The following is a 23,862-nucleotide window of genomic DNA, read 5'->3' as shown; positions in this document are numbered from 1 at the left end:
TTTCGCACGTTTCCTCAGGTAAACGTGACGTCGCTGCAGAAGTAGTAGGTCTGGTCCATGTGCGAGGCCTTCCAGATCGTGAAGACCACGTGGCGGCCGGTGCGCGACCCCTTGTTGAGGCCGGTGATCATGTACGTGTTGGCGGGCGCGTACCTGGGCGTCTCGCGGATCAGCTCCAGGTGGTTCCAGCCGAGCCGGGTGGTGGTGGCGTCGTAGCCCTGGCGGGTGATGTAGACCCGGATGTAGTCCGCGCCGTGGTAGGCCTGGTCGGTCAGGCGGATGTCGAACGTGCCGGAGAGGTTCGACGTCTTCCACGCGCCCGGCGTGTCCATGGAGCGGTAGCGTCCGCCGTCGGTCTGGCCGGCGCTGCAGAGCTGGCCGTTGGGGATGACGGCCTGGTGCTGGCCGCCGACGTTGTCGCGGTAGAGCCCGTTCCAGTTCCACATGGCGTTGGGGTTGTCCTGCCAGGCCTGCCAGCACATGGGGTCCTGCTGCTGCATGGCGGGGTTCTGGAAGTCGCTGCCCCAGCGCAGCCAGCAGCCGTAGTTGCGGGAGGCGGGGTCGACGACCGACCCGTGGGCGGAGGCGGTGCCGGTCATCGGGATGGTGAAGATCATCGCCAGGGAGATCAGCAGGATCAGGGCGCGCTTCGCCCGGCGGGGTGCTGCGTGGGGCATTGTGCGGTCTCCGTGTTCCGGTCGGGGGATTCCGGTGGTGAGGAGCGCTCCCGGTGCGCGACGGTATCTGACGAGCCGGGGCAGGCCAAGTGATGGCGGATGTCAACGGCCGGCGTCGTTCGGCGATGCCCCCGGTGAACAGCGGAAAGGGTTTTCCCCGAACGGGTCAGAGAGTTGAAAGTTTCAACCGCCGACATCTCTGCCCGTTATGTGATCGCACCGAAACGTAAAGTGACGGAATTCGGGGAAGTAGCATGTCGACGAGGGCGAGACTCCCGATACTGAGCAGGTGACCTTGATGGCAACGATCGAACCGAGCAGGACGGACCCGTTCCTTCCGAGCGGCCGGCCCTTCACGATCGACGACCTGCTCGAGTTCCCCGACGACGGGAACCGCTACGAGCTCTTCAACGGGAGCCTACTGGTGAGCCCTGCCCCCACCGTCCTCCACCAACTGGCGATCTCCAACGTGATGTTCGCCCTGCGCTCCGCTGCCCCACCCGATCTGGTGGCCTTGACCGCCGTCAACCTGCGGGTGTCCGAGAAGGACTACTACATCCCCGACGTCGTCGTCGTGCCGAGAAGCGCGCTGAGGATCAGGCAGCTCATGTTCGCACCCCAGGACATGCTGCTCGCGGTGGAGGTGGGCAGCCCGAGCACCAAGATGCTGGACGAAGACCTCAAGGCCAAGGCATACGAGAAGGCGAAGGTCCCCGTCTACTGGCGGATCGAGCTGGACGAAGGCCCGGTTCTCTACGTTCACGAACTCAACGGCGACACCTACGAACCGCCCGTCGCCCACAAGGCCGGCACCACGGTCAAGCTCACGAAGCCGTTCCCCGTCAGCATCGACCCGAGCCAGTTCGTCGAGTAGACCTGGACCCCGGTTCTGCCGGCCCCCTCCTGCCGGGAGTGCCGGGGTCCAGGAGTCTCACTCCTGCTCGGACGGCGTCCGGGCGGCCAGGGAGGTGTAGACGGTCACCTCGTCGGGCCGCACCAGCCCGTCCTGGATGGCGCAGATGAGCAGTTTCTCCTTGGTGGGCGCGGGCCTTCCGGCCGCCGCGTATTTGACCCGCGCCCGGTCGATGTACTGCCGCACCGTACGTTCCTTGATCCCCATGCGCGCCGCCACGGACGCCTTCGACATGGACTGGAACCAGTACAACAGCGCCGCCCGCTCCTTGTCGGAGAGCTGCGGCCGATGGGGGCCCTCATCGGTGGCGATGGCCTGGGCCATCGGGGGCGTCACGGAGGGCCGGTCGGCGGCCACCTCCAGGATGGTCTCCAGGCACGTCTCCCGGGTCGCCCGGCCCTTGCCGATGAAGGCGGAGGCCCCGGCGTCCAGCACCGCGCGCACGGTCTCGGGCTCCTCGTGCTCGGAGAAGACGATCACCCGCTGCCCGCCCGCGCACAACTCGCCGACCCGGTCCACCACCATGGTGCCGTTGAGGTTGAGGTCGAGCAGGAGCACGTCGGCGGCCACGCCGCGGACGGACTCGATGGTGGGGCCCTGCGCGACGAGCTCGACGGGGCTCGGCGGCCCGAACCACGACCGCACGCCGTCCACCACCACCTGGTGGTCCTCCACGAGGGCGACCGTCACGGGCCCTGCCAGACGCTGTTGACCCATACCTCACCTCCCTGCCGCTGGTAGCTGACGACGACCCCGCTGGGCTCGCGCACGGGCGCGGGGCTGATGGGCAGATCCTCGTTGTCGGCCACCACGGCCACGCTCACCATCGTGGACATGGCCGACACGGTGACCCTGGCCCGCGTCCTGGCGCCGTCGAGGGCGCGTACGGGGGCCCGGAGCAGGTCCTCGCGCACGCCGTCCGGCAGGTCGGGCAGCCGCTCGCCGAACGGCGGGGCCGTCACGAGGACCTGGCGCCGCTCGGCCGCGTCGATGCGCTCGCGCAGCACCGACACCAGCTCGTCGGGCACGTCCTCCCGCTCGGTGATGAGCCGGCGCAGCCGCATGGCGCCGGCGGTGCAGTCCTCGCGCACCCGCGCGTCGCCGGGGTCGGCACCGTTGGCGAGCTGTTTGAGCAGCCCGTCGGCCACGTCGCGGATGGCCTCGTAGCGGCGCAGCCGGTCGGCGTGGATGCGCTGGGCGGACTCGCGCCAGGCGTCGTCGGCGGCGAGCCGGCGGGCCAGCAGCACGGTCTCCTCGGCGCGGGCGATCAGCATGTGGCAGCCGGCCATGTAGCCGAGCTGCATGGTGACGCCGCCGGCGATGACGACCAGGTATTTGGCGATGGAGACGCGGTCGAGCGAGCCCGAGACCGCCATCGCGGCCAGCATGATGGCGGCGTTGGCGGCCAGGAAGGCCGTGACCTCGCTCTTCCAGCGGGGCCGGTTCCAGCTCAGCATCACGGCGAGCCAGCCGACCGAGCCCCATCCCCAGTCGCTGATGCCGAGCAGCTCCTCCGGCCGGACGGCCGCGATCACCGCGACGTCCACGGCCAGCGCGGCGAGCGCCAGCTCCCTGATCCTGCCGGGGCCCCGGCCGGTGCGCGACAGCGCGAGCGCGCCGACGACCAGGACGGCGGAGTAGACGATCCAGGCCGCGAGGGCGACGACGGGCCAGCGGAAGGAGCTCCAGCCGGTGAGGGTGACGGTGAGGTCGTAGCCGAGGTGCCAGACGGCGGCGATGACGACGGCGCCGAGCGCGGTGTAGCGGGCGTAGCGGCGGGCTATCTGCTCGATCTCCTCGGTCATGGCCGCCACCACAGGCTCACGCGGGTGCCCCGGTCGCCGGAGGAGATCTCGGCGCCGCCGTTCGGCAGGGAGCGCATGGTGTCGAGGATGGAGCCGCGCACGCCGAACCGGTCGGGGGGTAAGCGGTGCTGGTCGAAGCCGCGCCCGGCGTCGGCGACCTCGACCAGGATGCCGCCGTCGCGCCGGGCGGAGACGAGCTCGGCCTCGTGCACCCCGGCGTGCAGGGCCACGTTGGCCAGGGCCTCGGTGACGGCGCGGGCGAAGCGCTCGGCGACCTCGCCGGGCACGGTCTCGGGGGTCAGCCGGCGGTGCACGTCGAGGCCGGTGGCCCGGCCCGCCACCTCGTCGAGCAGCGTGTCCAGGGCGATGGGGGCCGGGTCGGCGCCCGGCTGGTCGCGCAGCCGCTCCAGCGCGGCCAGGTCGGTGGCCACCTGCGCGCGCAGGGTGGGCGACGGCTCGTCATAGGTGCCCAGCCCGACCATGGTCAGCGTGTGCAGCGCGGTCTCGTGGATGCTGCCGACCTGGCGCAGCTCGTCCTCGCGGCGCAGCCGTTCGACGATGAGGGAGATCTCGGCGCGCGCGCTCTGCCGCAGGAACGCGTCGGCGGAGCGGGCCGCGCGGCGCAGCAGCGTCATCAGCAGCACGATCGCGAGCAGCTGGACGAGGTGGATGCCGAGCGGCCCGAGGACGCCGTGGCCGGGCGAGGCCAGCCGCACCCCCGTCGCGAACGCCGCCGCCAGGAGGAGCCCCGCGGGGATCGCCAGTGCGGGCCGCCAGGTGACCCCGGCCATCACGATGGTCATCGTGACGGCTCCGTGCACCCAGCTCGACCCCGTGACGAGCGTCTCGGTCGCCACGAGGTGGACCTGCGCCAGGCACAGCGCGACCGTGATGGCCACATCACCGGCCACCAGCCAGTGGGGCAGCGGCCGCTTGCGCCAGAACACCCGGATGTACAGGCCCGTCCACACGAGGTGGACGGCCAGCACCGGCGCCAGCCACGCGGCGGAGACCGGCGGGACCGCGCCGAACAGAGCCGCCACGACCGCCACCGAGCCGACCGCGCTGCGCGCGCCTGCCCCCGTACGCGCGACCGCCTGGTCCAGCTGCCTGGTGGCCGAGTCGTATCTCGTGGAGCCGGAGAGAGCCATGAGCCGTCCGCACGCGAGATGGGCACAGGACGGGTCTCACGATAACGCAGGTCAGCAATGGCATGGCAGTCTTCCTGGGCAGGCTCAGGCGGGTATTCGTCCACCTCGGGAGGATGATCGTGCACCTCCGGTGGAAGATCGTTCACCTCCGGCGGAGGTTCGTCGTCCTCCCCCGAAGCCTGTCCCCGCCGGGGCCGCCCGGCATGACGGCTGAACGACCGTCACGGGACGCCACGACGGCCGATCGGCCGTCATCCGCGCCGGGCGCGCGCGAGCGTCTACTGGGACGCGGGGCCGCGAAGATCGCGCTGGGAGGGAACCGACCGGATGACAGTGTTCGTGATCACGTTCCGGCCGCGGCTCGGGTGAGCGGGTGAGCGGCTGATCGTCGCGGCGGGCCTGGCAGGGGGCAACCTGAGGACGAGCTGAGGATGCGCGTCGCACCGCTCCGAGGCCGTTTAAAGTTCAACCTATGGAACGGATCGGGGACGGGAAGGCGGAGTGAGCACGACGATCGGTGTCGAGCGGTCCGCGGCCGATCAGCCCCAACCGAAGAAGCGGCGCAGGCGATGGTTGTCCTGGGCGATCGTCGTGTTCCTGGCCAGCTGGGCCGTGCTGCGGGCCGGCGGGTGGGAGCAGGGATCGTTCCTGACGCAGCTCATGACCGTGACGCCGTACGGCGCGGGGCTGGCGGCGCTGACCGCGCTCGTGGCGCTGCTGCGGCGCGACCGCTGGGCGGCGCTCGTGGCCGCGCTCGCGTGCGCGGTGATGGCGGCGGTCGTGGCGCCGCGGGCGTTCGGCCAGGAGCAGCCCGCGGCCAAGGGCGAGCCGCTGCGGGTGCTGACGGTCAACCTGTTCGGCCGGGGCGACGCCGAGACCGTGGTGGACTTCGTGCGCGAGCACGACGTCGAGGTGTTCAGCGCCCTTGAGCTGACCCACGCCGAGGCCGAGCGGCTCGACGCGGCAGGGCTGCGGGAGCTGATGCCGTACCGCGTGCTGCAGCCCGAGACCGGCGCGACCGGCAGCGGCATCTACTCCAGGCATCCGATGGCGGAGCTGTCCGGCTTGTTCCCGCCGATCGGGCACAACATGCCGGCCGCCACGGTGACGCTGCCCGGTGGCGGCAAGGTCGAGGTCGTGGCCGTGCACCCCAACCCGCCGCTGGGCCGCATGGAGGAGGAGTGGAGGAGCGCTCTGCGCTCCTTCCCCCCGGCCTCGGCCTCGGCGGTCAGGGTGCTGGCCGGCGACTTCAACGCCAGCCTCGACCATCGTGCCTTCCGCGACCTGCTGGAGCGGGGATACGTGGACGCGGCCGAGCAGGTGGGCAAGGGGCTGACCCCGACGTGGCCGAACTTCCGGCCCATCCCGCCGATCATCTCCATCGACCACGTCGTGGTGGACCGGCGGGTGGCGGTGAACGGGGTGGAGATCCTCGACGTGCCCGGGACCGACCACCGCGGCGTCTTCGCCGACCTCCGCCTCCCCTGAGCCGCCGCCCCGGCGGGTTTCGGCCTCCCTGCGCCGCCGTCCTGAGGCCGGCGGTCCCGGCCGGGCCGCCCCGCGTGGCGTACGGCGGCCCCGGTCAGCTCTCCAGGAGCCGGCTCGGGGTGGTGAGGCGGCGGGCGCCGCGCAGCTCGCGCAGCTCGCCGGTGACCCGGATGGCGGCGCGCAGCGGCGGGTCGTCGGCAGAGGGACCCGCGGAGAGCGTGATCGCGCCCGGCTCCACGATGCGGCGCAGCTCGGCCCCGGTGTAGGAGAAGGCGTCCGCAGGCACGCCGAACGCCACCGTACGCGCCTGCCCCGGCTCCAGCGCCACCCGCGCGAACCCGATGAGCTGGACGGCGGGCCTGGCGACCTGCGCCACCGGGTCGGAGGCGTAGAGCTGCACGACCTCCTCGGCCGGGCGGTCCCCGGCGTTGCGCACCGTCACCCGGGCCTCGATCTCCCCGTCAACAGGGCATTCCGGGCGGTCGGTGGTCAGGGAGACGTACTCGATCGGCGCGTACGACAGCCCGTGCCCGAACGCGTACGCCGGCGTCGGGTCGAGCACCGTGATGCCCTCGGCCTTCCTGCCCAGGGGCGGCTGCAGGTAGGTGGAGGGGTTGATCGCGGGCGAGGCGGGAATCTGCACCGGCAGCCGCCCCGACGGGTTCACCCGGCCGCTGAGCACGCCGGCCAGCGCCGCGCCGCCCTCCACGCCGGGGAAGAACGCCTGGAGCGCCGCCGCCACCCGGTCCTTGTAGGCCCCCAGCGCGTACGGCCGCCCCGACACCACCACCAGCACCGTCGGCGTGCCGGTGGCCAGGACGGCCTCGACCAGGTCCGGCTGCAGCCCCGGCAGGCGCAGGTCCTCGGCGTCGCAGCCCTCGCCCGAGGTGCCGCCGCCGAACAGCCCCGCCCGGTCCCCCACGAACAGCAGCGCCAGGTCCGCGCCGGCGGCCAGCTCCGCCGCCGCGGCGATGCCCGAGGCGTCGTCGCCCGCCACGTCCGCGCCGAGCGCGTACGGCAGCTCGGCCCGCGGGAACTCGGCCGCCAGGCGCTCCCTGACGGACGGGATCGGCAGGCCCGTGCCGTGCCCGGGGTAGCGGTCGAGCACGTGATTGGGGAAGGCGTAGCAGCCCAGCAGCGTACGGGGGTCGTCGGCGCACGGCCCGAGCACCGCGATCCGCGCGGTCGTGTCCGGGCCGAGGGGCAGGAGGGCGGCGGTGTTGCTCAGGAGCACGATGGAACGTTCCGCGACGGTCGCGGCCAGCTCGCGGTTGCGCGGACTGTCCAGGTCCAGGTCATCGGCGGCGCCGGGGACGAGCGGCCGGGCCTCGGCCACGTCCTTTCCGTCGAGGGCGAACGGCCTGGCCTCGGTCTCACCCTTCCCGTCGAGGGCGGGCGGCTGGGCCTGCGTCTCGCCCTTCCCGTCCGCGCCCGGGGTCCCGGGGGTGGCGTCCAGGAGGCCGAGGTCGATCTTCTGGCGCAGCACCCGGCGTACCGACTCGTCCACCAGCGCCTCGTCCACCCGCCCCGCGCGGACGTGGGCGACCAGGTGGGCGCCGTAGCCGTGGGTCTCGGGCAGCTCCACGTCGATGCCCGCCCGCAGGGCCAGCTCCCCCGCCGCCGCGAGGTCCTCGGCCACCCCGTGCATGGACGCCAGGAACGGGATCGACCAGTAGTCGGCCACCACCGTCCCGTCGAACCCCCATTCATCGCGCAGCAGCCGGCGCAGCAGCTGCGGGTTCGCGCCGACGGGCAGGCCGTCGAGGTCGATGTAGGCGTTCATGACCGACCGGGCCCCGCCCTCGCGCAGCGCCGTCTCGAACGGCGGCAGGATCACGTCGGCCAGTTCCCTGGGCCCGATGCTGACGGGGGCCTGGTTGCGGCCGAGGCGGGAGGCGGCGTACCCGGCGAAGTGCTTGAGCGTGGCGATCACGCCGGCGGACTCCAGGCCCCGCACGTACGCCGCCCCGAGCTGCCCGGCCAGGTACGGGTCCTCGCCCAAGGTCTCCTCGACCCGGCCCCACCGGTAGTCCCGCACCACGTCGAGGACGGGCGAGAGCCCCTGGTGCACCCCGGCCGCCCGCAGGTCGTCGCCGATGGCCGCGGCCATGCGCTCGATCAGGCCGGGGTCGAAGGTCGCCGCCCAGGCCAGCGGCGTCGGGTACGCGGTCGCCCCGTACGTCGCGAACCCGGTCAGGCACTCCTCGTGGGCGATCGCCGGAATGCCGTGCCGGTTGGCGGCCCTGACCTGCTCCTGCAGCGAGCGCAGCCGGGCCGCGCCCTCGGCGGGGCTCACGGGGGCGGTGCCGTAGACGCGGGTGAGGTGCCCGAGCCCGTAGCGCAGCCGTTCCTCCAGCCCGCCGTCCACCGCGAAGCGGTCCTGCAAGGGCGCGACGTTGCCGGTCTCGCCCGTCTGGATCCACACGGATCCGAGCTGCGCGACCTTCTCTTCGAGGGTCAGCTCGGCCAGCAGGCTCTCGACCCGCTCGCCGGGGGTGCGGGCGGCGTCCTGCCAGGACGCGAGGCCCGCTGCGTTGACAGATGTCATGGTTGCGACTTTCGAGAGATTCATCCCGATCATTAAGCCGGGACTTTATGTGCCGTCCGCAGGGTCGTCAAGAATGTTTCGCTGTTATTCCGAAAATTTCGGCATCGATTGTTTGACGCGCGGATTATCCGTCTTCGCCCGTCTTTCTGACCAGCGGGCCGAAGGGGCTGACGAGCATGAAACTTTCAGTCGCGATCTCCCGGGCGGTGACCGGACACATGCCCTCCGTCCGGTTCGCGGGCACCGTCAGGACCGCGTACGGGAGACGGACGCCGTACAGGCGGAGGCGCCCGCCCCCTTGTGGGGGACGGGCGCCCGTGTGCTGCGGAGGGTCAGGCCGCGTTCTCCTCGGCCTGCCGGTTGAGCGTCTCGAGGTCGAACGCGCCCGACTTGACGGCCGCGGTGAACGCTTCCCAGTCGCGGCGTGGAACCTCCAGCACCGTGTCCGGGTTGTCCACGTGGATGAGCTCCACGTGGTCGTTGATCCGCTTCGCCTCGACGCGGCTGGCGTCTTGTGTCATCAGCAGCACTCCTTCCGGTGCATTGCGGACTCCGCCCCGGTCACCCGTTCGCAGGAGGACCGGGGCGGTTGCGGGCAGCCTTCCATCACGGCGGGCGCCTCGGCCACCGGTTGAAGAAGGCAACCGGTAAGGAAACCCTCCACACGGAGGTCGATCCTTTGACCTCGGTGCTACAAACCCTGCCCGCCAGACCATCCACCGCGCCCTTCGTGCCGGACGAACGCGGGGGGCGAGCGGTCCGGCACGCGGGTGCCGGGGTCCATGAAGGCTGAGCCGTCACGGCGAGCGCCAGGACAGTTTTTATCGGAGGCCACGGCCGTTCCACCGGGCAGCGGAGCCGTTTCCGCCGCGCGGCGGGGCAGGGGCGGTGTCAGCGGGTGGCCGTGAGGGCGAAGCGGTGGGCGGTGGCCTTGAGGGGGTGACCGCGTTCCATCGACTCGTGCAGGGCGCGCAGGCGGCGCTCGTACCGGGTGACGTCGAAGTCCGGGATCTGCCAGGAGATGACGCGCAGGAACAGCACGAGCGCGCCGACGTCGTGGAAGGCGGTGGTGAAGGTGCCCTCCTGGCTCCAGGTGACCTTCAGGCCGGCCTCCTCCAGGGCCGACCGCGCCGTGGCCAGGTCCCAGGCGCGGTCCTCGTGCGCCGGTCCGTCCAGAGCGGCGTTGAGCTCCTCCAGGTCGCGGCCGCCCACCTGCTGGGTGAGGTACGTGCCGCCGGGGGCCAGGAGCCGGCGGAGCACGGCCGGGTCGCACGCCTCGTGCCGGTTGACGATCAGGCCGAAGGCGGCGTCGGGGAGCGTGCCCGGGTCCTCGACCGCCTCCACGCCCAGGGGCTCCAGGCGGGCGCGGGCCACCGGGAGGTTCGGCGGATAACCCTCGGTCGCCGCGGTGCGGGGCGGCAGCGGGGCGAACGAGGCCAGCAGCTCACCTCCCCCCGTGCCCAGGTCCAGGAGGGACGCGGCGTGCGGGAGGCGGTCACGCACGAGCCGCTCGTAGTCCCACGGCAGGCCGCCGTCGTAGGTGAGGCGATCTCGGAAGAGGGAGAAGTCCCAGCCCTCGAACGGGGTGGCCAGCGCCTCGTGGATCAGTGCCTCGAAGTCCATGGCAGGTGATCGTGCCCCATCGCGGTGACACCCCGCATCACCTTTAGGTCATGGTGGGGTCGGGGTGGGGTGCTGGCGCGGAGGACGACGGTGGCAGGGAGGGCGGTGGGAAGGGGTTCGCCGTCGGACAGGGCCAGGCGCATCGCGCTGAGCCCGGCCTCGTGGAGCGGCACCGCGACCGTGGTCAGCGCGGGCACGACGTCCCTCGTCGAGGCGATGTCGTCGAAGCCCGCCACCCCGATGTCCCGCCCCGGGATCACGCCGGCGTCGCGGAAGGCCGTCATCGCGCCGATCGCCATCACGTCGTTGACCGCGAACACCGCCTCCACGTCCTCGAACCCCCGCTCCACCAGCCGCCGCGCCGCCTCGTAGCCGCCCGTGCGGGTGAAGCCGGTCTCGACGGCGAGCGGCTCGGGGACGTCCGCGCCCGCCAGGCCGGACAGGAAGCCCTCGTGGCGGTCGCGGGAGGTGCGCAGCGCGGGCGGGGCGTGGAAGACGGCGAAGCGGCGGTAGCCCGCGCCGAGCAGCGCGCGGGCCAGGGCGGCCGACCCGCCGTGGTCGTCGATCGTGACGGTGCCGAACGGCAGGTCGCGCTGGCTGATCAGGACGACCCGGCCGCCCGCCGTGCGGTACTCCCGCAGCTCGTCGATCAGCGCTTCCCTGGTGCCCGCGCCGTCGATGCGGCTGCCGGTCACGATGATGACGCGCGGACGGCGGCCTCTGAGGGTGCGGACGATCTGCAGCTCGCGTTCCGGTGAGTCGCCGGCCACCGCCATGGTGACGATGAGCCCGGCCGCCTCCGCCGCCTGGGTGACCCCGGCGGCGATGGAGGAGAAGTACGGGTCGGCCACGTCGCGCACCACGAGCGCGACGGTCCTGGTCGAGCCCTTGGCGATGGCCTGCGCCGACAGGTGGGGCTGGTAGCCGAGCCGGGCCGCCGCCTCGCGGACCCTGGTGACGTTCTCCGCCCTGACGTTGCGGGAGCTGCCGTTGAGCGCGCGGGAGGCGGTGGCGACCGAGACGCCCGCCTCCCGGGCGACGTCGTGCAGCGTCGGGGCCGCCGCCCCCGCCCCGGTGGGATCAGCGAGCCCGTCGTCCATGGCGGTCATTGTGTCACCGAGATGATCCGCTCACAGCACGTCGCCGCTCCTCCTGGCCGGGGGTGAACACCGGAGCCGGCCGAGGACGAGAACCGGCGGCCGGTGCGCACCCTGACGAGGTGAGCGCCCGTGACGGGGCGAGCGCCCATGACGGGGTGAGCGCCCATGACGGGGTGAGCGCCCATGACGGGGTGAGCGCCCGTGACGGGGTGAGCGCCCGGGACAAGGTGAGCGCCCGTGACGGGGTGAGCGCCCGGGACAAGGTGAGCGCCCGTGACGGGGTGAGAGTCGGTGTGGTGGGCATCAGTCGGGGGTGTGGATGACGGGGTGGGTGACGTCGTGGGCGCGCAGGCGCCCGCACATCCCCCATCGCTCCTCCGGCGGGCTCTCCATCAGGGCGGAGCGCAGGAGGTGCGTGCCGTCCCCGCGTTCCAGGGCGTCGAGCACCCCGGCGGTGCGGCGGGTCTCCTGGGCGACCGTGCCCTCCCACAGCTCCCGCCAGCGCGCCACCTTGGGCCGTACGAGCGCCACCGCGCTGTCGTAGAAGCGCCGCAACGCCTCCGGGCCCTCCTCGGCCAGCCGCAGGAAGCCTTCCACGGCCAGCTCCCGCCGCCGCGCGACCGCCTCCTCGACCGTCCCCGAGCCGCCGGCCCCCGAGACACCGGCCCCCGAAACCCCGGCGACCGAGCCCCCGGCGACCGGGAGCGTGGCGGCCTGCCGGTAGCGCTCCGGGTCGGACACCACCTCGGGCGGGAACGTCATGACGGCGTCACCCGCCTCCGGCAGCCCGGCGTTCGACATGATCACCACGACTTCCAGGCCGCCCCGGTTGACCGCGCGGTGGATGGTGCCGGGCGTGAACCAGACGGTCGTGCCCGGCCGCAGCTCGGTCTCGCGCAGGCCGTGCACGTCGAGCGTCTGGAGGGCGCCGCGCCCGCCGATCACCACGTACGCCTCCGTGGAGGCCGTGTGCAGGTGCGGCGTGCCGCCTTCGAGCCCGTCGGCGCAGGCGCCGGTGTAGACCGTGAGCCGGCTCACCGACGTGCCGCCGGGGAACACCGTGCCACCGGGGAACACCGTGCCACCGGGGAACACCGTGCCGCCCGGGAAAACCGTGCCGGCGCCGGCGGGCACGTCCGGCGGGAGTGTCATGCCAGTGCCGTCCTGCCCTGGTCGGCCAGCAGCGCCGAGCCGTCCTCGCCGCGGTCGCCGTCGGCGACGACGACCGCGTACCGGAAGCGGAGGGTCTCGCCGTCGGGCAGCGGCAGCTCCTCGCTGAAGAACGGCGCCGGGTTCAGGCAGGCGAACTGCTCGGTGCGGGCGAACCACTGCGGCGGGTGCCGGGGGTTGGCGGTGTCGTCCACGATGACGATCGTCGAGTGGTCGCCGGTCTCGTCGTGCCGGCCGCGGAAGCCGAACCACTCGGCGCGCGTGCCGCGCAGCTCGTCGCCGCCCGCGCCGTCCGGGGACTGGATGATCCCGTCGGTGAACGAGCGGGGGCCGCGCCAGAACAGGCCGCCGTAGCCGGCGTTCTCGCGGCCCTTGGTGGTCGGGGAGCCGAAGTCGATGGTGGCGCCGGAGACGTTCGTCATCTCGGTCTCGAAGACCAGCGCCCAGGTGTCGTCGTCCACCAGGGTGGCGGTCAGGGCGCGCCGCTCCGCGATGACGGGCGCGCCGGCCTGGGAGGTCCAGTCGAGGGTGTGCCCGATGGTGGCCCGGTCGCCGGTGGCGGCCAGCGTGGTCAGCTCGCGGTGCGTGGCGCTGCCGTTGTTGTCGAGCTGCACGTACGACCGGCCGTGCACGTACGTCGGCCCGCCCCAGAAGTTGTGCTCGCCCACGTGCGGCAGCGACCAGGCGATGCCCTTGTGCCAGACGTGGTCGTGCGGCCGGTACAACGACACGAGCCGGCCGCCCCGGGTGCGGATCGGGTGCAGGTACGGCTTGGGCGACTCCAGCACCGGCGTGCCGGGGCGGTAGACGTAGGTGAACAGCTCGGCGTCGCCGGCCGCGACGGCGACCGAGTAGTCGAGCCGGTGGGTGACGTGCAGGGTCACGCGGTCCTCCAGGGGGCGCCCGAGCCGTCCATGCGGCGGGCGAACGGGTGGTCGGCGCCGATCTGCCCGGCCCGTACGCGCTCGCCGGTGAAGGCGGAGGCGTACAGGGCGGCGATGAACTCCATCGTGCGGCGGGTGTCGGTGGCGGTGACGGGCGGGGCCTGGCCGGCGTCGAGCGCGTCGAGCACGGCCGCGAACCAGCCGGTGTGCCCGCTGGAGCCGCCACTGGGGCCGGTCGCCCACAGGGCGGTGACGTCGTCCTGGCCGGGGGCGGGGGTGACGGTCCAGTCGTCGTCGGTGTAGCCGTACAGGTGCTCGACCTCGACCGTGGCGCGCTCGTAGTCGAAGCGCAGCTCGGAGGTCTGGCGGGGGGACACGACCGAGTTGACGACGGTGGCGACCGCGCCGCTCTCGAACGTCACCAGCGCCATCGACACGTCCTCGGTCTCCACCGGGCGCGCCCGGCGCGTGGCCACGGCCGTCACCTCGGACCAGGGGCCGAGCACCGACAGCAGCAGGTCGAACTGGTGGATGCCGTGCCCCATCGTGGGGCCGCCGCCCTCGGACTCCCAGGTGCCGCGCCACGGCACCGCGTAGTACGCCTCGTCGCGGTACCACTGGGTGAGGCAGGTGGCCAGCAGCGGCCGGCCGAGCGCGCCGGAGCCCGTCAGCCGCCGCAGCCGGATCGCGCCGGCGCCGAAGCGGTGCTGCAGCACGGTCGCGACGTGCGCGGTCGAGCGGGCCTCGGCCGCGATCAGCGTGTCGAACTCGGCGAGCGAGAGCGTCGGTGGCTTCTCCACCAGCGCCGTCACCCCGGCCTCCAGGCAGGCGAGGGCGAGCGGGGCGTGCAGCGCGGGCGGGGTGCACAGGTGCGCGATGTCCGGCTCCTCCGCGCCCAGCAGCTCCTCGGTGCTCGTGTACGCGTGCGGCACGCCGTACTTGTCGGCGAACTCGCGCGCCCGCCCGGCGTCCACGTCGGCCACGGCCACGATCTCGGCCCGGCCGCCGGACGCCTGCACGGCCCCCGCGTGGGCGTGGGCGATCCCGCCGGTGCCGATGATCGCGGCCCGGTATGTGCGTTGAGACAAGGTGTTCCTTCGTGAGAGGTGGGGGTCGGAGCGCCGTGGAGGTCGGCCTGCGGCTCCGTCCTGACGAAGAGGCGAGGGGTGGACGGTTGCGGGAAAACGTATTCCGCAGTCTGCATGGCGGTGACGCGAGCGTCAAGAGTGCCGCGAGGGAACCACCGGCCACTGACGCACCGGGCGCGGGTGCGCCGCGACCGGGTCACGCCCCGGACGTGATGTCGCCGCCGCCCCCCGGGCTATCGGCGGGTGCGGGTGCTGTCGCGGACGATCAGCCGGCCCTCCAGGAGCAGGCGCCGCGGGGTGTCCTGCTTGGACAGCGCGAAGCGCATCGCCTCCACGCCGTAGCGGGCGAGCGGCAGCGCCACCGTCGTCAGCCGCGGCGTCACGTCGCGGGCGAGCGGAATGTCGTCGACCCCCGTCACGGAAACGTCGCCGGGCACGCTCAGACCGGCCTCGCGAAACCCCGACAAAGCGCCGATCGCCATGGTGTCGTTGGTGGCGAGAACCGCCTCCACACCGTCCATTCCGGCGTCCGCCAGTTTCCGCGCCGCGGCGAATCCGCCCTGCCTGCTGACCGGGCAGCGAATGACCCGTATTTCGCCCTCGCCGACGCCTCCGGCGCGCAATCCCGCGACGAATCCGGCCGTGCGCTCGGCCATGTTGCGCAGCTCCGGGCCGCCCGTCAGAATCGCCACCCGGCGGTGCCCGGTCTCGGCGACGAAGGCGCCCATCAACCGTCCGGCGCCCTGGCTGTCGAGGACGATCGAGTCGAAGGCCAGCTCCGTGTGACCGACGATCACCACCCGCCCGCCCTCCCGCTCGTACGCGGTGAGCTCCTTCGCCAGCCGCTCGTCGTCCAGCCGCCGGCTCGACGTGAGCACGAGCGCGCGCGGGCGCAGCGACCGCAGCACGCGCACGGTCTCGGCCTGCCGCTCGGGGGCGGCCATGGTGGACGACACCGTGACGAACGCCCCGGCCGTACGGGCCTCGCGCTCCATCGCGGCCACCACGACGCCCATCGACGGGGTCGTCAGGTCGTCGGTCACGAGCGCGATCGAGTCGCCGGCCCGCCGCATCGCCCGGGCCGAGGCGTCCACCGTGTAGCGCAGGGCCGCCGCCGCGGCCAGCACGCGGGCTTCGTACTCGGGCGCGACCTTCCTGGCGCTGCCGCCGAGCACCCGGGACGCGGTGGCGACCGAGACGCCGGCCGCCGCGGCCACATCGTGCAGCGTGACCGTGGGCCTCGCCGCGTGGGGCATCGGCTGTTTCCCTTCCGCAGAGCCGGACCGGCCGGATAAACGTCCGGCAGTGCAGAATACTGTCATTTCCCGGTGCCGCGCCGCCCGCCGCCGGTTTTCCCCCGGCGGAAAATGCGGGACGGCGCGCCGGCATTTTCCGCGGCGTCGATCATGACTCCTGTCATGCGGACCTGATGACACTCACGACTGACTCCCGCGCCCTTGTTTCCCGCATGCTTGCGCCATGAATATCCGGACATTGGGAAAGAGCGCCACTGCCGCCGCCCTCACCCTCGGCGTGCTGTTCGCCGCGGCCCCGGCCCAGGCCGCCGCCCCGCGGGACACCGCGCAGGCCACCGCGCAGGCCGCCGCGCAGGCCACCGGGCTCGACCGGCAGGCGCTGCGGCAGTCGCTGAACGCCGTGCACGAGGCCGGCATGTACGGCATCTACTCCGCCGTGCGCGACGGCGCGCAGGACTGGCGGGGCGCCTCCGGCGTGGCGGACGTGGACAACCGCCGCCCCGTGCACAGCGGCATGTCGCACCGGGTCGGCAGCATCACCAAGACGTTCACCGCGGTGGCCGTGCTCCAGCAGGTCGCCCGCGGCACGATCGAGCTGGACGCCCCCATCGGCCGCTACCTGCCCGACCTGGTGCCCGGCGAGCGCGGTGAGAAGATCACCGTACGGATGCTGCTCAACCACACGAGCCACATCGCCGACCACGTGGGCCCGGCCTTCCCCTCGCTGCTGCAGGGCACGTTCGAGAGCCTGGACGACAACCGGTTCCGCACCTTCACCCGCGAGGAGCTGGTGCGGATGGGCCTGGACGCCGCGCCGACCGGCGAGCCCGGCGCCACGCCGGGAATCTACTCCAACACCAACTACCTGCTGGCCGGGCTGCTTCTGGAGAAGGTGACGGGCGAGAACGCCGAGCGGCACATCACCCGCAACGTCATCCGCAAGGCGGGCCTGCGGCACACGTCCTTCCCGCGCACGCCGCACATCCCCGGCCCGCACTCCAAGGCGTACGAGTCGATGTTCGGCTACATCGACCCGCCCAAGGACTACAGCGTCTACAACATGTCGTGGATCAGCACGGCGGGCGCGGTGGTGTCCACGATGGACGACATCAACCGCTTCTACCGGGTGCTGCTGCGCGGCGAACTGCTCGGCCCGGCGGAGCTGGCCGAGATGCAGAAGACCGTGCCGGTGCTGGGGGTGTCGCCGTCGTACGGGCTCGGCATCTACGCCAGCGACCTGCCGTGCGGGCGGTTCTGGGGGCACAGCGGCAGCGTGTTCGGCATGGGCACGGACTCCTACACCAGCGAGGACGGCAACCGGCAGCTCTCCATGGGCGTCAACCGCACCAAGTACCAGAGTCTCGACGAGAACGGCCTGCCGGTGATGAGCCCGATCGACCAGGCCACCATCGAGTACCTCGCGCTGGGGCTGTGCGGCATGAGCATGCCGCGGGCCAAGGCGGCGCAGCCGTCGTTCACCCCGTTCGCCGTGGACCGCCTGAGCGTCAAGCGCTGACCACACCCCTCCGGAACCGGGGCACGGGTCTGGAGCGGGATGCGGACGAGGGCCGGGATCGGCTGTTCGGCCGGTCTCATCCCCTGGTCAGGGCAGGCAGGGCGGCGGTGAGGTGCCGGGGTGCCGGCAGGATGCGCAGCGCCTCGTCGATCTCGCGCTCGGCCCACGCCCGGTGGCGCGGCTCGGCGCGCGGATCGGTCGCGACGCGCGTCTGGGCCAGCAGGAAGTTCAGGCGGGACGCGACCAGCATCGTGAAGTCCGCCGGGCGCAGGATCCGGCCGGGGCCGCCCTCCGCGAGGTACGCCTCGTACATGCGGCGCATGGCGTCCAGGTCGGGCACGGGGTCGCAGAACCAGTCGAACAGGGCGCGGGCCAGCTCCCGCCCCGGCGTCGCGGGCCCGAGGCGGTCCCAGTCCACGACCACCAGCGGGCCGACGGGGTCGGCGGGGTCAACGGGGTCAGGGTCGGCGGGGTCGGGGGCGGCGGGCCGGCCAGGGTCGTCAGGGTCGGCGGGGTCGGCGGGGTCGGCGGGGTCGGCGGGGTCGGCGGGGCGGCTGAGCACGTTCTCGGGGTGCAGGTCCCGGTGGCAGACGATCAGCTCGCCGGCGTCGGGCGCGGTGGTCAGGGCGCACAGCTCGGGCAGGTCGGCCAGCCGCTCCCGCAACCGCGCCGGCCATCCGAGGCCCGCCGCCGCCCCGGCCGTCACCGCCGCCTCCCACGCCCCCGGATCGGGAGCACGGTGATACCAGGGATCACTCCCCTCCCCACCCGCCTCGCCCGCCGGAACGCCACGCACGGGCATCACGCCCTCGCAACCGGGCTCCGTGCCGCCGGGAGTGGCCGTCACACCGCCGGGCGCGGACCTCGCCCCACCGGAGCCGGGCGGCGTGCCGTCCAGCTCGGTCGTCGCCGGCGGGGCGCAGCGGTGGAGCCGGGCGAGCAGGGCGCCGAGCCGGGCCGGGGTGGCCGGCGCCGTCAGGTCGACCGGGCGCAGGTCGATCCAGTCGTACAGGCGCAGCCACGTCCCGTCCGGCGTGCGCACCAGGTGGCGGCCGTGGCGGTCGGGGTGGCTGCGGGGCAGCCGTACCCCCGCGCCGGCCGCCCGCCGCGCGAACGCCAGCTCGGCCTCGACGAGCGCCGCCGCCGGCGGCTCGCCGAAGAGCTCCTTGAGCGCGTATGACGCCGTCCCCGCCTCCACCCGCCAGACCTGCCCCAGCGCGCCCCTGCTCCCCGCGCGCACCACGACGTCGTCACCCCACCCGTACGCCTCCCGCGCGTACGCCACCAGCCTCTCCCCCACGCGGCCACCTCCCGCACCCTCGGCCTCACCGCGCCCTCGCCGGCCGCACCGCATCCCGTCGGCCTCTGCCGCGTGCCCCCAGCCTCCGCCCGTGACGCGGATCCGGGAAGACCCGGCCGAGACCGAGGGCCGAGACCGAGACCGAGGGCGGGGGCGGGGGTCGAGGGCCGGGGCTCCGGCCAGGAGCCGGGCTCGTACGGTTTCGGCGGCACGGGGCAGGCCCCGGCGCCGGCCGCGTTGATCGACACCGGGCCCGGGTAGAAGCGGCGGATGTTCGACGACTTCGCAACCGAAATGATCGACGTGGGCGAGACGGAGCTCTACGTCCGGCACGGCGGCTCCGGGACCCCGCTCCTGCTCCTGCACGGCCATCCCCGTACGCACGCGACCTGGCACCGCGTCGCCCCGCTCCTCGCCCCGCACCACACGGTGGTCTGCCCCGACCTGCGCGGCTACGGCCGCTCGGGCAAGCCGCCCACCACCCCCGATCACACGCCCTACTCCAAACGCGCCATGGCCGGTGACATGGTCACCCTCATGCGGAGGCTGGGCCACGACCGCTTCGCCGTGGCGGGTCACGACCGCGGCGCGTACGTCGCCCACCGCCTCGCCGCCGACCATCCCGGCGCCGTCACCCGCCTGGTCGTGATGGACGGCATCCCCATCGGAGAGGCACTGGCCCGCGCCGACGCGAGGTTCGCCTCGGCCTGGTGGCACTGGTTCTTCCTCGGCCAGACCGCCAAGCCCGCCGAGCGGGTCATCAACGCCGACCCCGACGCCTGGTACATGGCGACCGCCGAACACATGGGCCAGGAGGCTTACGAGGACTACCACCGGGCCATCCACGACCCGGAGACCGTCCACGCGATGTGCGAGGACTACCGCGCCGGCCTGACCGTGGACCGCGCGGCCGACGACGCCGACCGGCGCGCGGGCCGGCGCGTCACCTGCCCGACCCTGTTCCTCTGGTCGACCGAGGACGACATGGAGGACCTCTATGGCGATCCGCTGGCGATCTGGCGCACGTGGGCCGACGACGTGACCGGCCACGCGATCGGCAGCGGCCACCACATGGCCGAGGAGGCCCCGGACGACCTGGCGCGGTCGCTGCTGGCGTTCCTCCGCCCGTGAGCCCGGCGGTGCGCGGGTGCGCGGCGGTGCGCGGGTGCGCGGCGGTGCGCGGGTGCGCGGCGGTGCGCGGGTGCGCGGCGGATCGCCGGCGGTGGTGACGGCGGTGATGACGACGGTGGTGGTGGTGACGGCGTTCGCGGCCGCGTCAGGAAGTGGCGTGAGCCGACGGCGGGATGTTGTGGTTGACGCGGAAGAGCTGGTGCGGGTCGTAGGCCGCCTTCAGCGTGGCCAGCCGCTGGTAGTCGGCCTCGGTGTAGGCGCGCCTGACCCGCTCGGGAGCCGAGTCGTGGTCGAACAGGAATCCCGGGAGCATGGCGCCGGTGTCCCACCGCCCGAGCCGCTCCAGCACCTCGTCGGCCGCCGTGCGCGCCTCCTCGGCGCGCCCGGCGGGCGCCGGCATCCGCAGCCACAGGTGGAAGGCCGCGCCCTGAGTGCTGACCGCGTGCGGGCGGGCGGGCGGCCGGTCCAGCGCCCCGCCCAGGTGACGCAGCTCCATCCCGGGGAACGGGCCCGCGGGGTTCGCCGGGTCGATGAACGAGACCAGCTCCTTCACCGCCTCGTCGTCCAGCTCGCGCAGCAACGCGCCGCGCAGGTGCACCGAGACCGGATTCTTGGGATCCCGGTAGATCTCGGTGATCTGCGTGTACGGCAGTGCGGCACAGGTGTCCTTCTCCGGCCCGAGCGCGCGCAACGGCTCCACCAGCCGCGCGCCCTGCTCCTCGCCCCCGGTGTGGACCACCCGGATCTGCACGAACGACCGGCCCCGGAACTCCTCGGGCAGTTGCGGCGCATCGGGCAGGCGCATCAGGGTCACCGAGGACGACATCTCCTCCGGCTGCTCTCCGGCCCAGGCCAGATAGGAGCCGAGAACGTGGGCGGCGTGACGGGGGTCCTCTCCCGGGTACCAGAGCTCGCCGCCGTAGACGGTGCGCAGCGGCAGCAGGTCGATCTCGGCCGCGACCACGACGCCGAAGTTGCTCTTGCCGCCCCGCACCGCCCAGAACAGGTCGGGCTCCCGGGTGGGCGAGACGGTCCGGAGCAGGCCATCGGCGGTGACGACGTCGAGCGCGCGGACGTGGCCGGCGGCGAAGCCGTACGTGCGCGCGGTCAGCGGCAGCCCGCCGCCGGTCAGGTAGCCCATCACCCCGACCTGGCCGGAGGAGCCGCACAGCGGCGCGAGGCCGTGCTCGGCCGCCGCGGCGACCGCCTCGCCCCACGACAGACCGGCGCCGATCCGCGCAGTGCGGGCGCCCGGGTCCACCGACAGCTCGCGTAGCCGTTCGGTGGCGATGAACACGGCTCCGTCCGCGGGCACCGACTTGCCGTGCCCGGTCGACTGCACCGCGACCGGGCGTCCCGTCCGCGCGGCGAACCGGACGGCGGCGGCCACGTCATCGGCGTCGGCGGCCAGCACGACCACCGCGGGGTGGTGCTCGACCGTCAGCAGCCAGCCGGAGCAGGCCTCGGCGAAACCCTCGTCACCGGGGTGGAGCGTGCGCCCCCGGATCTGCTCGCGCAGGCCGGCCAGGTCGGTCGTTGATGTCGTAGGGGACATGTCGATCATCTGCCTTTCGGGCATGTCACTGTTGCGCCTTCTCGAAGGAGGTCGTCTCGTCACCGGTTCCGGCGGGCGGCGGAGGGCCCGGCATCCACGCGTCGCGCAGCGGGCTCACGGCCGCCACGGCCGGCTCCGCCACTATCCGGCTTCAAACGTTGGTGCGACCAACAATACAGACAGTCGTGGGTCCTGCCAACAATTTGCTAGATTCGGCTCGTGGACACTCCCGAGGGGCCGCTGCCGGAGCGGCTGCGCACGCTGCCGAGCCGGTTGACGAACGGCGCGGCATTGATCGCCAACCGGCTCGTGGACCAGGCGCTCGCCCAGGCCGGCGCCCGGCGCTACCACTACGCCCTGCTCGCCACCCTGGAGGAGTACGGCCCGGCCAGCCAGGCCGCCCTCGGGCGCCGCACCGGGATCGATCGCAGCGACATGGTGACGACCGTCAACGACCTCGCCGAGCGGCGGTTCCTCGATCGCGCGCCCGACCTGGAAGACCGCCGCCGCAACATCATCACCATCACCCCGGCGGGCCGCGGGCACCTCGCCGACCTTGATCGGCTCATCGCCGCGGCCCAGGACGAATACCTCTCCCCGCTGTCCGCGGCCGACCGGCAGAGCCTGATCGACCTGCTCACCCGCCTGGTCGAGCGCCACGGCGACAAGCGCCACCAAGGGGCGCGGCCAACGGCGCCGAGCTGACGAGGACGACCCGGCGGCGGCTCTGAGGCTCTGAGGCGGGCGCGGTCATCGGGCCTGCTCTCCGTGCCGAGACCGGGCGGCGGCCCAGGCCGGGTCGTCGAGGAAGTGCACGTCGTAGTGCTCCTGCAGGGGAAGCAGGCTGTCGAACGGCTCCAGACCGTGCTGGATACGTCCCAGAGCGCGGAAGTAGCCGAAGCGGTCGACGCCTGGAGTCAGGACGACCAGCAGGTCGGCCGGGGCATCGGGCGTGGCGCCGAAGGCGTGCGGCGTGCGGGGCGGGATCACCACCAGCCCGCCACGGCTCACGGTGCTCAGCAGGCCGTCGATGAGGAACTCCACCGTGCCGTCGAGCACGTAGAACAGCTCCGTCGACAGCGCATGGTGATGCGGCCGTGCGCCGTCGGCGCCCTTGCCGAGAAGGAGACGATTGGCTCCGAGCGCGCCACCGGTGGCGCCGGCATCGGCCAGCAGCTGGAATCCGCCGCCACCCGGCAGCGTCACATACTCGGCGTCGTTCGCTTCCAGGACCAGCGGGCCGGTGAAAGAGGACATGATCAGCTCCCTTGTCGTGAGATCCGGCATCCATTGGAGCGCGGGAAGAACGCGGCAACCAGGAGCGTTTGGCACAGGCAGCGATCACGGATCGTGATAGGTCGCAGGAGGGTGCGTGGAGCTGCGGCAGTTGCAGTACTTCGTGGCGGTGGCCGAGGAGGGTGGCTTCAGCCGGGCCGCCGAGCGGCTGCACATCGTACAGGCCGCGATCAGCCAGCAGATCGCCCGGCTGGAACGCGAGCTGGGTGTGACCTTGTTCGACCGCTCCACCCGGCAGGTGCGGCTGTCCAACGCCGGGGAGCTGCTGCTGCCCGAGGCGCGCGCCGTGCTGGCCGCCACCCATCGCATCCGCCAGGCGGCGGCCGACATCGTCGCGGGCGAGAAGGGCGTCCTGCACCTGGGCACGGTGCAGGGGCCGGGTGACCGCATCCATCGCCTGCTGAGCGAGCTGGCGGCCATCGCGCCCGGGCTCCAGGTCCGGCTGCACCGCCTCAGCCTGGTCGAACGGCTGGCGGCCGTGCAATCCGGGGAACTGGACGCGGCCTTCGTCCGCGCTCTCACCAGGGCGCCGCAGGTGGAGCTGCTGCCCCTCTGGAGCGACCCGCTGCTCGTCGCGCTGCCGGCGAGCCATCCGCTCGCGGCGGAGCCCGTTCTCCGGGTGGAGCAGCTGGCCGATCTTCCCTTGCGGCTCGCCCCCCGTGATCACAACCCGCCCTTCCACGACCTGATCGTCTCGGCGATGCGGGAGGCCGGGGCCGAGCCGCTGCCCGGGCCACCGTTCACCGCCTTGCTGGACACGCTCACCGCCATCGGCTCAAGCGCGCCGTCCTGGACGGTCTTCTACCAGGTCACCGAGCTGCCTTCGCTGCCCCGGGTGGCCATCCGCACCCTGGCCGCGCCGGCGCTGATCACCTCGCTGGCCGTATCCCCAGGCCCGCCCGCACCGGGCGTACGCCAGCTCCTCGAAGCCATCGCCCTGACCTCCGACACACGGCTTTGACCAGGTGGCGGCGGTCCGCGATCGCGCCGGCGACCCGGGCGAGGGTACGGGCCCTGCCCGTCCGGTGTGTCGCTGATCACGTCCGGTGTGTGCATTCCTCCACAGTTGATCGCTTGCGGTCTCCGTAATGTCCCTGCTGCCGGACGAAACCCGGCAGCACCGACCAGGGGGAGGAACCCGAAAATGCGCAAGACCTTCGCGATCGCCGCTCTCGCCGGCTCGATCGCCGTCACCGGCCTGGCCCTGAGCCCGGCCGCCGCCCAGGCCGCCACGGCCACGCGGACGGCCGCCACCGCCACCACCACCGCCCACGCCACGAGCTGGGGGAAGTTCTTCTCCGGCGACCGCAAGGCCTACACCTTCGGCAGGACGTGGGGCTCGCACGGGAAGGTGTTCACCA

21 protein-coding genes and 1 pseudogene are annotated in these 23,862 nt (G+C 73.0%); 7 read left to right on the top strand and 15 right to left on the bottom strand.

Features of this window, described 5'->3' with window-relative positions; translation table 11 throughout:
* Positions 1 to 14: 14 nt before the first annotated feature.
* Positions 15 to 677: a lytic polysaccharide monooxygenase auxiliary activity family 9 protein gene (locus IO39_RS08415; protein WP_043618734.1), complete on the bottom strand. Its 663-nt coding sequence runs from the start codon at positions 675 to 677 to the stop codon at positions 15 to 17.
* A 298-nt stretch (positions 678 to 975) separates the two neighbouring features.
* On the opposite strand from IO39_RS08415, the gene IO39_RS08410 reads away from it, so the two are divergent.
* Positions 976 to 1,551: a Uma2 family endonuclease gene (locus IO39_RS08410; RefSeq protein ID WP_052422602.1), complete on the top strand. Its 576-nt coding sequence runs from the start codon at positions 976 to 978 to the stop codon at positions 1,549 to 1,551.
* 57 nt (positions 1,552 to 1,608) lie between these two features.
* Here IO39_RS08410 and IO39_RS08405 read toward each other — a convergent pair whose 3' ends face one another.
* From IO39_RS08405 to IO39_RS08395, 3 genes are read right to left on the bottom strand one after another with little or no spacing between them, the layout of a single operon-like run.
* Entirely contained in the window at positions 1,609 to 2,307 is a 699-nt protein-coding gene (locus IO39_RS08405; protein ID WP_043618731.1) for a sigma factor-like helix-turn-helix DNA-binding protein, read from the bottom strand.
* A complete protein-coding gene (locus IO39_RS08400; RefSeq protein WP_157548038.1) occupies positions 2,277 to 3,395 on the bottom strand; it encodes a hypothetical protein in 1,119 nt (372 codons plus the stop codon). Before IO39_RS08400 ends, IO39_RS08405 begins: the two co-directional genes overlap by 31 nt.
* Positions 3,392 to 4,546, bottom strand: coding sequence for a sensor histidine kinase (locus IO39_RS08395; RefSeq protein WP_052422601.1), 1,155 nt, complete (start codon positions 4,544 to 4,546; stop codon positions 3,392 to 3,394). Before IO39_RS08395 ends, IO39_RS08400 begins: the two co-directional genes overlap by 4 nt.
* Before the next feature lie 501 nt (positions 4,547 to 5,047).
* On the opposite strand from IO39_RS08395, the gene IO39_RS08390 reads away from it, so the two are divergent.
* Positions 5,048 to 6,034: an endonuclease/exonuclease/phosphatase family protein gene (locus IO39_RS08390; RefSeq protein WP_084772504.1), complete on the top strand. Its 987-nt coding sequence runs from the start codon at positions 5,048 to 5,050 to the stop codon at positions 6,032 to 6,034.
* A gap of 94 nt (positions 6,035 to 6,128) precedes the next feature.
* Here the strand turns inward: IO39_RS08390 and IO39_RS08385 are convergent, their stop codons facing one another.
* The 8 genes from IO39_RS08385 to IO39_RS08350 all read right to left on the bottom strand — a co-directional run bounded on the left by IO39_RS08385 (position 6,129) and on the right by IO39_RS08350 (position 15,703).
* Positions 6,129 to 8,582, bottom strand: a complete 2,454-nt coding sequence (locus tag IO39_RS08385) for a beta-glucosidase family protein (RefSeq protein ID WP_043618722.1) — start codon at positions 8,580 to 8,582, stop codon at positions 6,129 to 6,131.
* Between the two features lie 332 nt (positions 8,583 to 8,914).
* Entirely contained in the window at positions 8,915 to 9,103 is a 189-nt protein-coding gene (locus IO39_RS08380; RefSeq protein ID WP_157548036.1) for a hypothetical protein, read from the bottom strand.
* 370 nt (positions 9,104 to 9,473) lie between these two features.
* On the bottom strand, positions 9,474 to 10,205 hold the full coding sequence (locus IO39_RS08375; RefSeq protein ID WP_043618716.1) for a class I SAM-dependent methyltransferase: 732 nt from the start codon (positions 10,203 to 10,205) through the stop codon (positions 9,474 to 9,476).
* Positions 10,187 to 11,305 carry a LacI family DNA-binding transcriptional regulator gene (locus IO39_RS08370; RefSeq protein ID WP_063765235.1) on the bottom strand — a complete coding sequence of 373 codons (1,119 nt, stop codon included), beginning with the start codon at positions 11,303 to 11,305 and terminating at the stop codon, positions 10,187 to 10,189. The genes IO39_RS08375 and IO39_RS08370 overlap by 19 nt, the downstream gene beginning before the upstream one ends.
* A gap of 303 nt (positions 11,306 to 11,608) precedes the next feature.
* Positions 11,609 to 12,457, bottom strand: coding sequence for a cupin domain-containing protein (locus IO39_RS08365; RefSeq protein WP_084772502.1), 849 nt, complete (start codon positions 12,455 to 12,457; stop codon positions 11,609 to 11,611).
* Entirely contained in the window at positions 12,454 to 13,359 is a 906-nt protein-coding gene (locus tag IO39_RS08360) for a DUF6807 domain-containing protein (protein ID WP_043618713.1), read from the bottom strand. The genes IO39_RS08365 and IO39_RS08360 overlap by 4 nt, the downstream gene beginning before the upstream one ends.
* Positions 13,356 to 14,447, bottom strand: a complete 1,092-nt coding sequence (locus tag IO39_RS08355; RefSeq protein ID WP_043618710.1) for a Gfo/Idh/MocA family protein — start codon at positions 14,445 to 14,447, stop codon at positions 13,356 to 13,358. The genes IO39_RS08360 and IO39_RS08355 overlap by 4 nt, the downstream gene beginning before the upstream one ends.
* 233 nt (positions 14,448 to 14,680) lie before the next feature.
* On the bottom strand, positions 14,681 to 15,703 hold the full coding sequence (locus IO39_RS08350; protein ID WP_043618705.1) for a LacI family DNA-binding transcriptional regulator: 1,023 nt from the start codon (positions 15,701 to 15,703) through the stop codon (positions 14,681 to 14,683).
* 223 nt (positions 15,704 to 15,926) lie between these two features.
* Here IO39_RS08350 and IO39_RS08345 point away from each other — a divergent pair, with 223 nt between their 5' ends.
* Positions 15,927 to 17,219 carry a serine hydrolase domain-containing protein gene (locus tag IO39_RS08345; protein ID WP_084772498.1) on the top strand — a complete coding sequence of 431 codons (1,293 nt, stop codon included), beginning with the start codon at positions 15,927 to 15,929 and terminating at the stop codon, positions 17,217 to 17,219.
* A 76-nt stretch (positions 17,220 to 17,295) separates the two neighbouring features.
* Here the strand turns inward: IO39_RS08345 and IO39_RS50385 are convergent, their stop codons facing one another.
* The gene (locus IO39_RS50385; RefSeq protein ID WP_052422600.1) at positions 17,296 to 18,519 is read right to left on the bottom strand and encodes a phosphotransferase; all 1,224 of its coding nucleotides are present in this window, start codon (positions 18,517 to 18,519) and stop codon (positions 17,296 to 17,298) included.
* Between the two features lie 270 nt (positions 18,520 to 18,789).
* Between IO39_RS50385 and IO39_RS08340 the strand changes: the two genes are divergently transcribed.
* Positions 18,790 to 19,650 (top strand): alpha/beta fold hydrolase, encoded by an 861-nt coding sequence (locus IO39_RS08340; RefSeq protein WP_043618702.1) that lies wholly within the window; start codon positions 18,790 to 18,792, stop codon positions 19,648 to 19,650.
* Between the two features lie 145 nt (positions 19,651 to 19,795).
* Here the strand turns inward: IO39_RS08340 and IO39_RS08335 are convergent, their stop codons facing one another.
* Positions 19,796 to 21,229, bottom strand: a complete 1,434-nt coding sequence (locus IO39_RS08335) for an FAD-binding oxidoreductase (protein ID WP_084772494.1) — start codon at positions 21,227 to 21,229, stop codon at positions 19,796 to 19,798.
* Positions 21,230 to 21,424: 195 nt separating this feature from the next.
* On the opposite strand from IO39_RS08335, the gene IO39_RS08330 reads away from it, so the two are divergent.
* Complete coding sequence (locus IO39_RS08330) at positions 21,425 to 21,910, top strand: MarR family winged helix-turn-helix transcriptional regulator (RefSeq protein ID WP_043618699.1); 486 nt, start codon at positions 21,425 to 21,427, stop codon at positions 21,908 to 21,910.
* Between the two features lie 45 nt (positions 21,911 to 21,955).
* On the opposite strand, the gene IO39_RS08325 is transcribed toward IO39_RS08330, so the two are convergent.
* Positions 21,956 to 22,462, bottom strand: a complete 507-nt coding sequence (locus IO39_RS08325) for a cupin domain-containing protein (RefSeq protein WP_043618696.1) — start codon at positions 22,460 to 22,462, stop codon at positions 21,956 to 21,958.
* A gap of 115 nt (positions 22,463 to 22,577) precedes the next feature.
* Between IO39_RS08325 and IO39_RS08320 the strand changes: the two genes are divergently transcribed.
* Positions 22,578 to 23,462 carry a LysR family transcriptional regulator gene (locus tag IO39_RS08320; RefSeq protein WP_043618694.1) on the top strand — a complete coding sequence of 295 codons (885 nt, stop codon included), beginning with the start codon at positions 22,578 to 22,580 and terminating at the stop codon, positions 23,460 to 23,462.
* 183 nt (positions 23,463 to 23,645) lie between these two features.
* Positions 23,646 to 23,862 (top strand): annotated as a pseudogene (locus tag IO39_RS08315) (hypothetical protein); the annotation flags it as partial.

Origin of the sequence: Nonomuraea candida (assembly GCF_000725485.1) — a bacterium.
Taxonomy (GTDB): domain Bacteria; phylum Actinomycetota; class Actinomycetes; order Streptosporangiales; family Streptosporangiaceae; genus Nonomuraea; species Nonomuraea candida.
The sequence above is the reverse complement of the archived record's forward strand: the minus strand, read 5'-3'. Positions and strand labels throughout refer to the sequence as shown.

Bases quoted from the DNA above. Each gene is read 5' to 3' on its own strand.
- IO39_RS08385 (WP_043618722.1), bottom strand. From the start codon at position 8,582: ATGACATCTGTCAACGCAGCGGGCCTCGCGTCCTGGCAGGACGCCGCC.
- IO39_RS08400 (WP_157548038.1), bottom strand. From the start codon at position 3,395: ATGACCGAGGAGATCGAGCAGATAGCCCGCCGCTACGCCCGCTACACC.
- IO39_RS08395 (WP_052422601.1), bottom strand. From the start codon at position 4,546: ATGGCTCTCTCCGGCTCCACGAGATACGACTCGGCCACCAGGCAGCTG.
- IO39_RS08410 (WP_052422602.1), top strand. From the start codon at position 976: ATGGCAACGATCGAACCGAGCAGGACGGACCCGTTCCTTCCGAGCGGC.
- IO39_RS08365 (WP_084772502.1), bottom strand. From the start codon at position 12,457: ATGACACTCCCGCCGGACGTGCCCGCCGGCGCCGGCACGGTTTTCCCG.
- IO39_RS08380 (WP_157548036.1), bottom strand. From the start codon at position 9,103: ATGACACAAGACGCCAGCCGCGTCGAGGCGAAGCGGATCAACGACCAC.
- IO39_RS08325 (WP_043618696.1), bottom strand. From the start codon at position 22,462: ATGTCCTCTTTCACCGGCCCGCTGGTCCTGGAAGCGAACGACGCCGAG.
- IO39_RS08340 (WP_043618702.1), top strand. From the start codon at position 18,790: ATGTTCGACGACTTCGCAACCGAAATGATCGACGTGGGCGAGACGGAG.
- IO39_RS08405 (WP_043618731.1), bottom strand. From the start codon at position 2,307: ATGGGTCAACAGCGTCTGGCAGGGCCCGTGACGGTCGCCCTCGTGGAG.
- IO39_RS08415 (WP_043618734.1), bottom strand. From the start codon at position 677: ATGCCCCACGCAGCACCCCGCCGGGCGAAGCGCGCCCTGATCCTGCTG.
- IO39_RS08375 (WP_043618716.1), bottom strand. From the start codon at position 10,205: ATGGACTTCGAGGCACTGATCCACGAGGCGCTGGCCACCCCGTTCGAG.
- IO39_RS08350 (WP_043618705.1), bottom strand. From the start codon at position 15,703: ATGCCCCACGCGGCGAGGCCCACGGTCACGCTGCACGATGTGGCCGCG.
- IO39_RS08370 (WP_063765235.1), bottom strand. From the start codon at position 11,305: ATGGACGACGGGCTCGCTGATCCCACCGGGGCGGGGGCGGCGGCCCCG.
- IO39_RS08345 (WP_084772498.1), top strand. From the start codon at position 15,927: ATGAATATCCGGACATTGGGAAAGAGCGCCACTGCCGCCGCCCTCACC.
- IO39_RS08335 (WP_084772494.1), bottom strand. From the start codon at position 21,229: ATGCCCGAAAGGCAGATGATCGACATGTCCCCTACGACATCAACGACC.